At 72.9% G+C, this 14,234-nt stretch carries 12 protein-coding genes; 11 read left to right on the plus strand and 1 reads right to left on the minus strand.

Annotated elements, in window-relative coordinates:
* Positions 1-146: 146 nt before the first annotated feature.
* The 9 genes from ABZV06_RS23295 to ABZV06_RS23335 all read left to right on the plus strand — a co-directional run bounded on the left by ABZV06_RS23295 (position 147) and on the right by ABZV06_RS23335 (position 9,356).
* The gene (locus ABZV06_RS23295; protein WP_355624154.1) at positions 147-1,421 is read left to right on the plus strand and encodes an adenosylmethionine--8-amino-7-oxononanoate transaminase; all 1,275 of its coding nucleotides are present in this window, start codon (positions 147-149) and stop codon (positions 1,419-1,421) included.
* A gap of 67 nt (positions 1,422-1,488) precedes the next feature.
* Positions 1,489-2,325 (plus strand): orotidine-5'-phosphate decarboxylase, encoded by an 837-nt coding sequence (pyrF, locus tag ABZV06_RS23300; protein ID WP_355624157.1) that lies wholly within the window; start codon positions 1,489-1,491, stop codon positions 2,323-2,325.
* A 178-nt stretch (positions 2,326-2,503) separates the two neighbouring features.
* Entirely contained in the window at positions 2,504-2,821 is a 318-nt protein-coding gene (gene mihF / locus ABZV06_RS23305) for an integration host factor, actinobacterial type (protein WP_007458370.1), read from the plus strand.
* 25 nt (positions 2,822-2,846) lie between these two features.
* Entirely contained in the window at positions 2,847-3,380 is a 534-nt protein-coding gene (locus tag ABZV06_RS23310) for a guanylate kinase (RefSeq protein WP_355624160.1), read from the plus strand.
* A gap of 64 nt (positions 3,381-3,444) precedes the next feature.
* The gene (gene rpoZ, locus ABZV06_RS23315) at positions 3,445-3,708 is read left to right on the plus strand and encodes a DNA-directed RNA polymerase subunit omega (RefSeq protein WP_074318577.1); all 264 of its coding nucleotides are present in this window, start codon (positions 3,445-3,447) and stop codon (positions 3,706-3,708) included.
* Positions 3,709-3,722: 14 nt separating this feature from the next.
* Positions 3,723-4,931, plus strand: a complete 1,209-nt coding sequence (coaBC, locus tag ABZV06_RS23320) for a bifunctional phosphopantothenoylcysteine decarboxylase/phosphopantothenate--cysteine ligase CoaBC (RefSeq protein WP_355624163.1) — start codon at positions 3,723-3,725, stop codon at positions 4,929-4,931.
* A gap of 86 nt (positions 4,932-5,017) precedes the next feature.
* Entirely contained in the window at positions 5,018-6,211 is a 1,194-nt protein-coding gene (gene metK, locus ABZV06_RS23325; RefSeq protein ID WP_355624166.1) for a methionine adenosyltransferase, read from the plus strand.
* Positions 6,208-8,190, plus strand: coding sequence for a primosomal protein N' (locus tag ABZV06_RS23330; RefSeq protein WP_355243331.1), 1,983 nt, complete (start codon positions 6,208-6,210; stop codon positions 8,188-8,190). The genes metK and ABZV06_RS23330 overlap by 4 nt, the downstream gene beginning before the upstream one ends.
* 182 nt (positions 8,191-8,372) lie before the next feature.
* Positions 8,373-9,356 carry an AAA family ATPase gene (locus ABZV06_RS23335; RefSeq protein ID WP_355243181.1) on the plus strand — a complete coding sequence of 328 codons (984 nt, stop codon included), beginning with the start codon at positions 8,373-8,375 and terminating at the stop codon, positions 9,354-9,356.
* A gap of 175 nt (positions 9,357-9,531) precedes the next feature.
* Here ABZV06_RS23335 and ABZV06_RS23340 read toward each other — a convergent pair whose 3' ends face one another.
* Positions 9,532-10,812, minus strand: coding sequence for a hypothetical protein (locus tag ABZV06_RS23340; RefSeq protein WP_355624169.1), 1,281 nt, complete (start codon positions 10,810-10,812; stop codon positions 9,532-9,534).
* A gap of 264 nt (positions 10,813-11,076) precedes the next feature.
* Between ABZV06_RS23340 and ABZV06_RS23345 the strand changes: the two genes are divergently transcribed.
* Together ABZV06_RS23345 and def are read left to right on the plus strand one after the other, a co-directional pair.
* Positions 11,077-13,566, plus strand: a complete 2,490-nt coding sequence (locus tag ABZV06_RS23345; RefSeq protein ID WP_355624172.1) for a tetratricopeptide repeat protein — start codon at positions 11,077-11,079, stop codon at positions 13,564-13,566.
* 110 nt (positions 13,567-13,676) lie between these two features.
* Complete coding sequence (gene def, locus ABZV06_RS23350) at positions 13,677-14,234, plus strand: peptide deformylase (protein ID WP_355243190.1); 558 nt, start codon at positions 13,677-13,679, stop codon at positions 14,232-14,234.

The raw sequence follows: 14,234 nt of genomic DNA on the forward strand, positions 1-14,234 counted from the left end.
GTTGGCCGGGCGCATCCAGAGCGCCACGTTGCAGAGCATGAAGGGCAGCAGGAACACCAGCGACAGCGTCCGTACGGCCTCGGCGCTGCCGTCGCGGATCACCCCCGTCGGACCGGTCGGCCCGTTCGGGTCCGGAAGGAGCACGCGTGACACCCGAGGAGATCCTGGCCGGCGACCGGGCGCACGTCTGGCATCCGTACGCCGCGCTGCCGCCGGCGAACGCGCCGTTCGTGGTCCGCAGCGCCGAGGGGGTACGGCTGACCCTGGCCGACGGTCGGGAGCTGGTGGACGGGATGTCGTCCTGGTGGGCGGCTGTCCACGGCTACCGGCACCCGGTGCTGGACGCGGCCGTGACGGACCAGCTCGGGCGGATGAGTCACGTGATGTTCGGTGGACTCACCCACGAGCCCGCGGTGCGGCTCGCGCGGACCCTGGTCGAGGTGGCCCCCGAGGGGCTGGAGCACGTGTTCCTGGCCGACTCCGGCTCGGTCAGCGTCGAGGTGGCCGTGAAGATGTGCCTGCAGTACCAGCGGGCCGTCGGCCGGCCGGAGCGGCGTCGCCTGGCCACCTGGCGGGGCGGCTACCACGGGGACACCTTCCACCCGATGAGCGTCTGCGACCCCGAGGGCGGGATGCACCACCTCTGGGGCGACGTGCTGCCCCGGCAGGTGTTCGCCCCGGTGCCGCCGGGCGGGTTCGCCGATCCGCCCGACGAGGCGTACGTGGCGGCGTTGGTGGACGCCGTCGAGCGGCACGCCCACGAACTGGCCGCGGTCATCGTGGAACCGGTGGTGCAGGGCGCGGGTGGGATGCGCTTCCACCACCCCGGTTACCTGCGGGTGCTGCGCGAGGTGACCCGCGCCCACGGGGTGCTGCTGATCTTCGACGAGATCGCGACCGGGTTCGGCCGTACCGGCACGATGTTCGCCGCCGAGCACGCCGGGGTGTCGCCGGACGTGATGTGCGTGGGCAAGGCCCTCACCGGGGGGTACCTGACCCTCGCCGCGACGTTGTGCACACCGGAGATCGCGCGGGGGATCTCCGTCGACGGTGTGCTGGCCCACGGTCCGACGTTCATGGGCAACCCGCTGGCCTGCGCGGTCGCCAACGCCTCCATCGAGCTGCTGAGGGCCGGTGACTGGGCGGCGCAGGTGTCCAGGATCGGTGCGGGCCTGCGTACCGGCCTGGAACCGCTGCGTGCCGCGCCGGGCGTGGCCAACGTGCGGGTGCTCGGGGCGATCGGCGTGGTCCAGCTCGACCACGAGGTCGACCTCGGCGCCGCCACCGCGGCGGCCGCCGACCGCGGCGTCTGGCTGCGGCCCTTCCGGGACCTGATCTACACGATGCCGCCGTACGTCACCGACGACGCCGACCTGGCCCGGATCGCGGCCGGGATCGCGGCGGCCGTGGCGGCCGGCTGAGCGGGCATCGACGAGTACCCCGGGAGGCGGTCCCGCCACCCGGACGGAGAAGAGGGGAAGTACGCCGATGGAGAGCTTCGGCACCCGGCTGCACCGCGCCGTCACCGAGCGCGGACCGCTCTGTGTGGGCATCGACCCGCATCCCGGTCTGCTGGCCCGCTGGGGCCTCGCGGACGACCTCGACGGTCTGGACCGGTTCACCCGGACAGTGGTGGATGCCCTCGGTGACCGGGTTGCGGTTGTCAAGCCTCAGTCGGCCTTTTTCGAGCGATTCGGATCCCGCGGTGTGGCGATTCTTGAGTCAACTATCCGACAGTTACGAGAAGCCGGATCGCTCGTTCTGCTCGACGTCAAGCGCGGCGACATCGGCTCAACGGTCAGCGCGTACGCCTCCGCGTACCTTGATCCATCCAGCCCGCTGTATGTCGACGCTGTTACGGCCAGTCCCTACCTGGGAGTAGGTTCGCTGGCGCCGATGTTCGAGTTGGCCACCCGACACGGCGGCGGGGTCTTCGTGTTGGCCCTCACCTCGAACCCCGAGGGCGCGGCCGTGCAGCGGGCCCGTACGGCCGACGGGCGCACTGTCGCGCAGACCGTGATCGACGAGATTTCCCAGCTCAACAGCGGTGCGAACCCCCTCGGTAGCTTCGGTCTGGTGGTCGGGGCCACCATCGGTGACACCGGCCACGACCTCTCCGGCGTGGGGGGTCCGCTGCTCGCTCCGGGGCTCGGCGCGCAGGGTGCGGGCGCTGCCGATCTGCGTACCGTCTTCGGCTCCAGCCTCGCCGCGGTGCTCCCGTCGTACTCCCGTGAGGTCCTGTCGGCAGGACCGGACGCCGACGCACTGCGGGCCGCCGCGGATCGCGTGTTGGGTGAGTGTCGGGCCGTTCTGGCTGCCCGGTGACTGACTGACGGCTCGGTCACTTTGCGATGATCTTCGCGCGCCCACGTTGCCGAAAGCTCCGTTGACCGCTAGTTTTCCCCGCGCTGGGAACCATGGACCCCTTGGTTCACAGCGACACCACGTTTCACAGATGCGGCGGTGCGCCCCGCCCGCCGCGATAGGGACCTGAGGAGAACTGGTGCCGCTCCCGTCACTGACCCCCGAACAGCGCGCTGCCGCGCTCGAGAAGGCTGCGGAGATCCGCAAGGCCCGTGCCGAGCTGAAGGAGCAGCTCAAGCAGGGCAAGACCACCCTTGGTGCCGTCCTCGAGCGCGCCGAGAGCGACGACGTCGTCGGCAAGCTCAAGGTTTCGGCCGTCCTGCAGGCGATGCCGGGCATCGGCAAGATCCGGGCTACCCAGATCATGGAGAAGCTCAAGATCGCTGACAGCCGTCGTCTGCGCGGCCTCGGCGAGCAGCAGCGCAAGGCACTGCTTGGAGAGTTCGCCGCCAACTGAACCTGGCAGCGTGTAGAAACAAGCAGTGAGCACGGATGACGAGGCGCGCCCGGCGGCTCGGCTCACTGTCCTGGCTGGACCTTCGGGTTCCGGCAGGGAGAGTGTCGTCGAGTTCGTTCGGGCGCGTTTCCCGTCCGTGTGGGTCCCGGTGCCGGCAACGACAAGGCCGCGCCGGGAACCGGAGGTCGACGGCGAGCAGCGGGTGTTTCTGGCCCCGGCCGAGTTCGAGCGGCGGGTGGCCGCCGGCGAGCTGCTGGAGTGGTCCCGGATCGGCGAGTACCGCCGGGGCACCCTGCACCCACCGTTGCGCGCCCGGCTCGACGCCGGGCAGCAGGTCCTGCTCCCACTCGACGTGACCGGGGCCCGGCTGGTGCGGGTGCGACTGCCCGACGCCCGGTTGGTGCTGCTGATCCCACCCGGACGCCGACCCGACGCCGCCGTGGCCACGGCCTTCGCGCACACCCTCACGCATGACTGCACCGATCGGGTGGCTGACGAGCTGGTAGGCTTACTCGGTTCAACTCATCCGGATCCGGCCTGGTCGCGTGTGCGCGGCTGAGGGCCGGCCGCCGTCGGGACTCAGCACCGCGTCCGCGCGGCTCGAAAGACGCAGAGGTTAATTCGTGGGATCCATCGCCAACCCCGAAGGCATCACCAACCCGCCGATCGACGAGCTCCTCGAGAAGACGACGTCGAAGTACGCGCTGGTCATCTTCGCCGCCAAGCGTGCGCGCCAGGTCAACGCCTACTACAGCCAGCTCGGCGAGGGCCTCCTGGAGTACGTCGGTCCGCTCGTCGAGACCACCCCGCAGGAAAAGCCGCTCTCCATCGCCATGCGCGAGATCAACGGCGGCCTGCTCACCGCCGAGCCGACCGACCAGCCGTAGGTCCGTACCCGTCGATGTCCGCCTCGATCGTCCTCGGGGTCGGCGGCGGCATCGCCGCTTACAAGGCCTGCGAGCTGCTGCGACTCTTCACCGAGTCGGGCCACCGGGTCCGCGTCGTGCCGACCGCGTCGGCGCTGAGGTTCGTCGGCGCGCCGACCTGGGCGGCACTCTCCGGCCAGCCGGTCGCCGACGACGTCTGGTCCGACGTGCATGAGGTGCCGCACGTCCGCCTCGGCAAGCAGGCCGACCTGGTGGTGGTCGCGCCGACGACGACCGACCTGCTCGCCAAGGCCGCCCACGGGCTCGCCGACGACCTGCTGACCAACACGTTGCTGACCGCGCGCTGCCCGGTGGTGCTGGCCCCGGCCATGCACACCGAGATGTGGGAGCACCCGGCCACCGTCGCCAACGTCGCCACGCTGCGCTCCCGGGGCGTCCGGGTGATCGAGCCGGCCGTCGGGCGGCTCACGGGCGTCGACACCGGCAAGGGTCGGCTCCCGGACCCGGCGGAGATCTTCGCGGTCGCCCGGCAGGTCCTCGCTCGGGGTGCCTCCGCGCCGGCCGACCTGACCGGTCGCCGGCTGGTGGTCACCGCCGGTGGCACCCGTGAGCCGCTGGACCCGGTCCGCTTCCTCGGCAACCGGTCCTCCGGCAAGCAGGGCTACGCCTTCGCGCGTTCGGCGGTCGCCCGGGGCGCCCAAGTCACGCTGATCGCGGCCAACGTGTCCCTCGCCGACCCCGCCGGGGTCGACCTGGTCCGGGTCGGCACCACCGCCGAGCTGCGCGAGGCGACCCTGAAGGCCGCCGACGAGGCCGACGCGGTCGTGATGGCGGCGGCTCCGGCCGATTTCCGACCGGCGACGTACGCGACTGGCAAAATCAAGAAGTCGGACGACGGTGTCGCTCCCACCATCGAGCTCGTCACGAACCCGGACATCGCGGCGGAGCTCGGCCAGCGCAAGCGACCGGAACAGGTGCTGGTGGTGTTCGCCGCCGAGACCGGCGACGCGGAGGCCAACGGCCGGGCGAAGCTGGCCCGGAAGCGGGCCGACCTCATCGTGGTCAACGAGGTCGGTCCGGACCGGGTCTTCGGCGCCGACACCAACACGGTGACGGTCATCGGCGCGGACGGCTCGGTGAGTCGTCTGCCGGAGCAGGCCAAGGAGGCTGTGGCCGACACCGTGTGGGACCTCGTCGTGGCGCGGCTGGCCAATCGCTCCTGACGGGTGGAACAGGCGCGACCGATCCCGACACCGGCCGCAGCGGTGACTAGACTGCCGCGGAACGACATCACACGCTTAGGAGTGCCGTGACACGCCGCCTTTTCACGTCCGAATCGGTCACGGAAGGCCACCCGGACAAGATCGCCGACCAGATCAGCGACGGCATCCTCGATGCGCTGCTCGCCGAGGACCCGCACAGCCGGGTCGCGGTCGAGACCATGATCACCACCGGCCAGGTGCACATCGCCGGCGAGGTCACCACCAAGGCGTACGCCGACATCCCCACCATCGTCCGCCGGACCATCCTCGACATCGGCTACGACTCGTCGAAGAAGGGTTTCGACGGCGCCTCCTGCGGGGTCAGCGTCTCGATCGGCGCGCAGTCCGAGGACATCGCGCAGGGCGTCGACAACGCCTTCGAGCTGCGCACCGGCGCGTCGGAGAGCGCGTTGGACGCGCAGGGTGCCGGCGACCAGGGCATGATGTTCGGCTTCGCCTGCTCCGAGACGCCGGAGCTGATGCCGCTGCCGATCGCCCTGGCCCACCGGCTGGCCCGCCGGCTCGCCGCGGTCCGCAAGGACGGCACGATTCCCTACCTGCGCCCGGACGGCAAGACCCAGGTCACCATCGAGTACGAAGGGCTGCGCCCGGTCCGTCTGAACACGGTGGTGGTCTCCAGCCAGCACGCGGCGGACATCTCGCTGGAGTCGCTGCTCACCCCCGACGTACGCGACTCCGTGATCGCCCCGGAGCTGGAGAGCCTCGGTCTGGACACCGACGGCTACCGGCTGCTGGTCAACCCGACCGGCCGGTTCGAGATCGGTGGCCCGATGGGCGACGCCGGTCTGACCGGCCGCAAGATCATCGTTGACACCTACGGCGGGTACGCCCGGCACGGTGGCGGCGCGTTCTCCGGCAAGGACCCGTCCAAGGTGGACCGCTCGGCCGCGTACGCGATGCGGTGGGTGGCCAAGAACGTGGTCGCCGCCGGCCTGGCCGAGCGCTGCGAGGCGCAGGTCGCCTACGCCATCGGCAAGGCACACCCGGTGAGCCTGTTCATCGAGACGTTCGGCACCGAGACCGTGCCGGTCGCCTCGATCGAGAGCGCCGTCTCCGAGGTGTTCGACCTGCGGCCGGCCGCGATCATCCGGGACCTCAACCTGCTCCGCCCGATCTACCAGCAGACCGCCGCGTACGGCCACTTCGGCCGGGAGCTGCCGGACCTGACCTGGGAGAGCACCGACCGGGCAGCCGACCTCAAGTCGGCTGCGGGAGCCTGACCGCCACCAGGCCCAGCGACCGGCGACCCGCGGACGGGTCGCCGGTCGCTCGCGTCTGCGTGGACGTGCCGCTGGCCCACCTGGATCGCCCGTTCGACTACCTGGTGCCGGCCGAGCTGGACGACGTGGCGGTGCCCGGCACCCGGGTCAAGGTCCGCTTCGCGGGGCAGGTGGTCGACGGCTGGCTGCTGTCCCGTGCGGACGACTCCGGGCACACCGGTCGGCTCGCCTACCTGGAGAAGGTCGTCTCGCCCGAGCCCGTGCTGACGCCCGAGGTCGCCGGCCTGGCCCGCGCGGTCGCCGACCGGTACGCGGGCAACCTCGCCGACGTCCTCCGGCTCGCCGTGCCACCCCGGCACGCCCGCGTCGAGAAGGAGCCCCACGACGAGCAGCCCACGCCGGCGGACGTCGCCGCGCCGGGGGAGCCCGTCGACCCGCGCGGCTGGCGGGACTATCCGGCCGGGCCGGCGCTGCTGCGGGCGCTCACCGAGGGTCGGCCGGCCCGCGCGGTCTGGTCCGCGCTGCCCGGTGAGGATTGGGCCGCCCGCTATGCCGACGCGGTCGCCGCCACCGTGGCCGGTGGGCGCGGCGCCGTGGTCGTGGTGCCCGACGCGCGTGACCTCGACCGTCTCGACGCGGCGCTGACCGCCGTGCTGGGACCGGGGCGGCACGTCAGTCTCTCCGCCGCCCTCGGGCCGGCCCGGCGCTACCGGGCATTCCTCGCCGCCCGGCGGGGACAGGTGCCCGTGGTCGTCGGTACCCGGGCGGCGATGTTCGCCCCGGTGCGTCGGCTCGGTCTCGTCGCCGTCTGGGACGACGGGGACGACCTGCACTCCGAACCCCGCGCTCCCTATCCGCACGCCCGTGACGTCCTGCTCACCCGGGCGCGGCTCGGCGAGACCGCCGCGCTGGTCGGCGGGTACGCGCGTACGGCCGAGGCGCAGTTGCTGCTGGAGACCGGCTGGGCGCGTGAGGTGGTCGCCGATCGGGCGACGGTGCGGGCCCGGATCCCGACCATCGCGCCGACCGGCGACGACCCACAGCTCGCCCGTGACCCCGGTGCGGCCACCGCCCGGCTGCCCAGCCTGGCCTGGACGGCCGCCCGCGACGCGCTCCGGGCGGACCTGCCGGTGCTCGTGCAGGTGCCCCGCCGCGGCTACCTGCCCTCGGTCTCCTGCGCCGACTGCCGTACCCCGGCACGCTGCGCGCACTGCGCCGGCCCGCTCGCGCTGCCGTCGGCGGGCGGTACCCCCGCGTGCCGCTGGTGCGCCCGGGTCGCCGCCGCGTACGCCTGCCCGCAGTGCGGCGGGCGGCGGTTGCGGGCGGCGGTGACCGGCGCCCGGCGTACCGCCGAGGAGCTGGGCCGGGCCTTCCCCGACGTGCCGGTGCGGACCTCGGGACGGGAGGAGGTCCTGACCGACGTGCCTGGCACGGCGGCCCTGGTCGTCGCCACCCCCGGGGCCGAGCCGGTCGCGGCGGGCGGCTACGGCGCGGTGCTGCTGCTCGACTCGTGGGCCCTGCTGACCCGGGCCGACCTGCGCGCCGGCGAGGAGGCGCTGCGCCGCTGGCTGGCCGCGGCGGCCCTGGCCCGCCCGGCGCCGGCCGGCCGCGTGGTGGTCGTCGCCGACGGCGCGCTCGCCCCGGTGCAGGCGCTGCTGCGCTGGGACGCCGCCTGGTTCGCCGGCCGGGAGCTGGCCGAGCGCCGCGAGCTGGGCTTCCCGCCGGCCGTACGCATGGCGAGCGTCACCGGCCCGGCCGAGGCGGTGGCCGACCTGCTCGACGCGGCGCGGCTGCCCGCCGACGCCGAGGTGCTCGGGCCGGTGCCGGCCGACGAGGGGCGCGAGCGGATGCTCCTGCGGGTGCCCCGGGCGCGGGCCGCCGCGCTCGCCGAGGCCCTGCACTCGGCCGCCGGGCTGCGCGCCGCCCGCAAGGCCGCCGACCCGGTTCGTCTCCAGGTCGATCCGCTGAGCCTGTTCTGACCGTTTCGCGGGGGCTGCCGACGGGCACGAACCCTGGTGCGGGGGGCCGGTCCCCGCACACCGCGTCCGGCAAAGCGCTGGCGACGAGGTGGTAGCATCGCCCGTCATGCTCGGGCGTACGACGGCCGGTCGGACGCGATGTCGATGATGTCAGGAAGCCGGTTATCAGGGGTGGACCAGTCGTGACCGTTCGACAATCGATCGTCTTCAACGGCGACCTCGGCAGCGGCAAGAGCACGGTGTCGGTGGAGATCGCCAAGCGGCTCGGTATGCGCCGGGTCAGCGTGGGTGATCTCTATCGGGAGATGGCGCAGCAGCGGCAGATGACCGCCCTGCAACTCAACCTGCACGCCGAGCTGGACCAGGCCGTCGACGGGTACGTCGACCAACTCCAGCGCGACATCGCCGCCTCCGGCGAACACCTGATCATGGATTCGCGGCTGGCCTGGCACTTCTTCACCGACGCGCTCAAGGTGCACATGATCACCGAGCCGGGTGAGGCGGCCCGCCGGGTGCTGGCCCGCCCGTCCGGCCCGGCGGAGAGCTACGCCTCGCACGAGGAGGCCAAGGCCAAGCTCCGCGAGCGCAGCGCGAGCGAGCGGAACCGGTTCATCCTCCGCTACGGGGTGGACAAGGCGCGGTTGCGCAACTACGACCTGATCTGTGACACCACCCGGGCCTCCGCCGCCGAGGTGGTCGAGCACATCGTCGCCGCGTACGAGGGCACGCTCGGCGCCGACGTGCTGCGCGACGGTCGGCCGCTGCTGCTGCTGGACCCGGCTCGGGTCTACCCGACCGAGGACATCGCCACCCTGCGTGGTCTCTGGGACAGCGAGTTCGTCGGCGACGTGGCCGAGGCCGGCGACGAGTCGTTGGAGCCGCTCAAGATCGGCTTCACGGGGGAGTACTTCTTCGTCGTCGACGGTCACCGGCGGCTCAGCGCCGCCCTGCAGAACGGCTTCTCCCTGGTGCCGGCCCAGCTGGTCGCCGAGGTCGACGAGCCGGTGGTCGGCGGGATGAGTGCCGTGGACTACTTCGCCGCCCAGGTGCGGCCGGGCCTGGTCTACGACTGGGAAGCGGCCCACAAGATCCACATGCCGCTGCCGGAGCCGGCGCTGCTCCGCGGCGACGCCGTGCTCGCCGCGGACACGGGCGTCGGCGCCTGAACGCCTGCCGGGGTGGACTTGATGAGGAGCGGTATACCTCAGAGGAATAATTGTTCCCCTGAGGTATACCGCTCCTCGCCACATCAGCAGGGCGGCCAGCCGTGCGTGCCGGGCCGACGCACGGGTTGCGCGCCGGCCCGACTGTCAGCCTGATTGCCCCTGCACTCGGAAGGCGTCAGCCCAGGACGACTCCGGAGGCGCCGACGCCGGCCATGCCGGAGAAGATGTCCTCGTAGTAGAACCGCCAGGCGCACACCCGTCCGGCGTTGACGTATCCGGTGCACGCCGTCGTGGTGTTGGTGTCGTCGATGGCGGTGTTGGTGCCGGTCGCCCAGACCTGGAGGGTGTTCGCCGCGTTCACGATCTCCACCGGGCCGCCGCTGTCACCCTGGCCGACGCCGTTGGTGTGGGTGGTGTTCTCGGCCTGGACCTGACCGCAGACCGTGCCGAAGTCCCGCACGTTGATGCACAGGTTGCGGGCCTTGACCTGGATCGAACACCGGGTGCCGGAGTACGCGCCCGAGCTGCACACCCAGTTGCCGACCTGGCTGGCCTGCGCGCCGATCACCTGGTTGCTGAACTCGCTGACCACCGCGCCGGCCGCGTCCGTGCTGTTGTTGAAGACCCGGCCGCCGCCGCTGCCCGAGATGAGCAGGGTGTCGCTGCTGACGTTGCGGCTGATGACGGTGCCGATGGTCTGCCCGGTCGGGTCGGCCGCCACGACGTTCAGGTTGGCGCAGTGCGCGGCGGAGAGCACCCGCGACACCCCGCCCGCAAAGACGCCGAAGCCGGTCGAGCAGCCGCCACCGGTGGAGGTGTTGCGCCACGCGGCGCCACCCCACCAGGGCGGACTGTCGTCCCACCGGGTGGCGGGAGCGGCGGCGACGCCGGTCTGCACGGTCACCGGGACACCGGCGAGAGCCGTCGCCCCGAGCAGCCCGCTCTGCGTACCCACGAGCAGGCCCGCGCCGTCGGCGCGCGGCCCGACCGTGGTGATCTTGTCGCCGGCCGTGGCGCGCAGCTTGTCCGCCGCGGCCATCAGCTCCCGCTGCGAGTACGCGGCGGGCAGCACCGTCGTCGCGACGGTGGCCCGAGCATTGGCCATCAGTCGGGCCGGCGGCTCGCCCTTCCAGTAGACCTGGAGATGACGGGTGGCGGGATCGGCGACGATGCCGGCGAATCCGGAGTTCGCGCTGCGCTGCGCGGCGTTGGTGATCTGGGCGGCGGCGGTGTTCATCCGCTGCTGCAACTGGAGCAGCTCCGACCAGGAGGCGAAGCCGCCGGGCACCGCGGTGCTGTCGACGAACGATCCGGTGGTGGTGGCCTTGCCCTTCGGCGCGGCGGTGGCCGACGTGGCGGTCACGCCCGTGACGAGCAGCGTGAGGCCGCAGGCGGCCACGGCGATGCGACGCAGCATCGACGCGGACCGTCGGGTGTTCGGGTGTGGACGGATCATCTGTACCCCTTCCCCAGGGTTCGTGGCGCGGGCCGAGCCCGCACCAGGGACGGTGGCACGCGACGTCCGATCCGTACGGCGATCCTGGACGGGACTGGACACGGTCGGACACCGGTGGACGCCGGTGGACTCGTTCGGCCGGGAAAGGTCTGATGTGGAACTGTCAGACATCGGCGATCTCCTATCTGAGCGCCGGTGGCCGCAACTAGCCTGCCCGTGTCGGCATCCGGGGCGGCCGGGTGGCCGGGAGGGGGTGGGGGCCGCATGTCCGACCAATGGGTTGCTCCCGGCGTTCGTCCCAGGCCGCAGGAGTCGCCCGAGGCGTGCGAGGTGGCGCGCCGCGCCGTCGCGGCGCAGACCCTGCCGGACCTGGCCGCACTGCTGCGCCAACTGCGTCGCCGCGAAGCACGGCAGCAGGGCGAGACCCGGCTGACGTACCGGCAGTTGGCGGCCAAGACGGGCTGGTCACGCGGCATCATCGGGGAGTACTTCGCCGGCAACGTCCTGCCCCCGCCGGAGCGGTTCGACGCGCTCATCCGACTGCTCGGTGCGAGTCCCACCGAGCAGGGTGTGCTGGCCACCGCACGGGACCGGATCGAGGAGCACCGTCGACGCCCGACCCGGGACCAGGCGGCCAGCGCGCCGACGGGCGTCGGGGTCGTACGCGCCAGGGGCGGTGACGCACGGGTCGTCTCCACGCCGAACCGTCTCCCCGTACCTCGCCAACTGCCGCCGGCGCTGCCCGGATTCGTCGGACGTACCGCCCAACTCGCCCAGCTCGACGCCGCCTGCGCCGCCGCGGGCGCCCCCGGTGACGGCGGCCTGGCGCCCGCCACGGTGGTGACGCTCTCCGGCACGGCCGGGGTCGGCAAGACCACGCTGGCGGTGCACTGGGCGCACCGGGTCGCCGATCGGTTCCCGGACGGGCAGCTCTACGTCGACCTGCGCGGATTCGACTCCACCGGGACGGTCGTGACGGCTGCCGAGGCGGTCCGGGGTTTTCTCGAAGCCCTCGAGGTGCCGCCCGAACGGATTCCCACCCACCTGAGCGCGCAGGTGGGTCTCTACCGCAGCCTGCTCGCCAGCCGCCGGATGCTGGTGCTGCTCGACAACGCCCGCGACGCCGAGCAGGTCCGGCCGCTCCTGGCCGGCAGTCCGACCTGTCTGGTCCTGGTCACCAGCCGCAACCGGCTGGCCGGCCTGGTCGCCGCCGAGGGCGCCCGGCCGGTCGGCGTGGAGCTGCTCAGCGCCGCCGAGGCGTGGCAGTTGCTGGCCCGCCGGCTCGGCGCGGACCGCCTGACCTCCGAGCCGCAGGCCGTGGACGAGATCATCGAGCGGTGCGCACGGTTGCCGCTGGCGCTGGCGGTGCTCGCCGCGCGGGGGGCGGCGAATCCCGGGTTCGCCCTGTCCAGCCTGGCCGCGGAGCTGCGGGGAGCGCTCCGTCCGCTGGACTCGTTCGACGCCGGTGACGCCAGCACCGACGTACAGGCCGTCTTCTCCTGGTCGTACCAGAGCCTCACGCCCGCGGCCGCGCGGCTGTTCCGGTTGTTCGGCTGCCACCCGGGCCCGGACATCGGTGTGGCGGCGGCGGCCAGCCTCGCCGGGCTGCCCCGGGAGCAGGCGCCCCGGCTGCTGGCGGAACTGGCCCACGCACACCTCGTCACCGAGCACGCGCCCGGGCGCTTCGGCGCGCACGACCTGCTCCGGGCGTACGCCGCACAGCAGGCCGAACGATTCGAACCGGCGCCGGCCCGGCGGGCCGCGATCCGGCGCGGACTGGACCACTACCTGCACACCGCCCACGCGGCCGCGCTGCTGTTGCAGCCGGGCCGGGACCCGGTCACCCTGGCCCCGGCCCCACCCGGTGTGGTGCCCGAGAAGATCACCGACCACGGTCGGGCGCTCGCCTGGTTCACCGTCGAGTACCCGGTGCTCCTGGCGGCGGTCGCGCACGCCAACCGCGTCGGGTTCGACGGCCACGCCTGGCAGCTGGCGTGGACGCTGGTGGACTTCCTGCAACGGCGAGGGCGGTGGCCGGACCTCGCCGCCGCCCAGCGGACCGCCCTGGCCGGTGCCCGGCGGGCGGGTGACCGACTCGGGCAGGCGAACGCCCACCGCGACCTCGCCCGGGTGCTGTCCCGGCTGGGCCGGGTGGACGAGGCGGCGAGCAACTACCGGCACGCCCTGGCGATCTTCGGGGCGCTGGGTGACCACACCGGGCAGGCGCGCACCCACCGGGCGTTCGGCGCGATGTTCGACGGTCTCGGCCGGCACGCCGAGGCGTTGGAGCACGGCCAGCGGGCGCTGGCGCTGTACCGCGACGCCGGCCACCTGGCCGGTGAGGCGAGCGCCCGCAACGCGGTCGGTTGGGCGCACGCCCAGCTCGGCCAGTACGCCCCGGCGCTCGCGCACTGCGGGCAGGCGTTGGAGTTGCTGCGCCGCACCGGCGACCGGCACGGCGAGGCGAACACCTGGGACAGCCTCGGCTTCGTCCACGCGCGGCTGGGTGACCACCGGGAGGCGATCCGCTGTTACGGCCGGGCGCTGCGGCTCTACCGGCGGATCAGCGACCGCTACGACGAGGCGGACACCCTGTCCCGGCTCGGCGAGAGCCGGCAGGCGGCGGGGGACGCCGTCGGCGCGGCGCGGACCTGGCAGCGTTCCCTGCGCATCCTCGACGACCTCGGCCATCCCGACGGCGAGCGGGTCCGGGCCCTGCTGGCCCGGACCGCGGTTCCGGAGCCGGCTCGGTGACGCTGGGCACACCGCCGGTGGCCGATCGAGGTACGCCGGCCGGCGCGCTGCCGGGCACTCCGTAGACTGGTACGGCACCGCTCGCCCGTCCGACGAAGGAGCCATCCCGCGTGACCGTCCAGCCCATCCGTCTGTTTGGGGATCCGGTGCTGCGCACGCCGGCCGATCCGGTGGTCAACTTCGACGCCGAGCTACGTCGGCTCGTCGCCGACCTCACCGACACGATGCGTGAGCAGAACGGCGCCGGTCTGGCCGCGCCGCAGCTCGGCGTGAGTCTGCGGGTGTTCACCTTCGACGTCGACGACGTGCTCGGGCACCTGATCAACCCCGTGCTGGAGTTTCCCGACGAGGAGGAACAGGACGGCCCGGAGGGCTGCCTGTCGATCCCCGGGCTCTACTTCGACACCAAGCGTCGGCAGAACGTCGTCGCCAAGGGCTTCAGCTCGTTCGGCGACCCGATGCAGATCGTCGGCAGCGGTCTGATGGCGCGCTGCGTGCAGCACGAGACCGACCACCTCGACGGGGTGCTCTTCCTGGACCGACTGGACGCGCAGGGGCGCAAGGAGGCCATGAAGGCGATCCGCCAGGCCGAGTGGTACGACGGTTCGGCCCCGCCCACGGTCAAGCTGAGCCCGCACATCAGCGACCCCTTCGGTCTGGGGCGCTGA

Source organism: Micromonospora sp. NPDC005172, assembly GCF_040608555.1.
GTDB lineage: Bacteria > Actinomycetota > Actinomycetes > Mycobacteriales > Micromonosporaceae > Micromonospora.

Coding starts and splice junctions, on each gene's coding strand:
- ABZV06_RS23345 (WP_355624172.1), top strand. CDS start 11,077: ATGTCCGACCAATGGGTTGCTCCCGGCGTTCGTCCCAGGCCGCAGGAG.
- coaBC (WP_355624163.1), top strand. CDS start 3,723: ATGTCCGCCTCGATCGTCCTCGGGGTCGGCGGCGGCATCGCCGCTTAC.
- ABZV06_RS23340 (WP_355624169.1), bottom strand. CDS start 10,812: ATGATCCGTCCACACCCGAACACCCGACGGTCCGCGTCGATGCTGCGT.
- pyrF (WP_355624157.1), top strand. CDS start 1,489: ATGGAGAGCTTCGGCACCCGGCTGCACCGCGCCGTCACCGAGCGCGGA.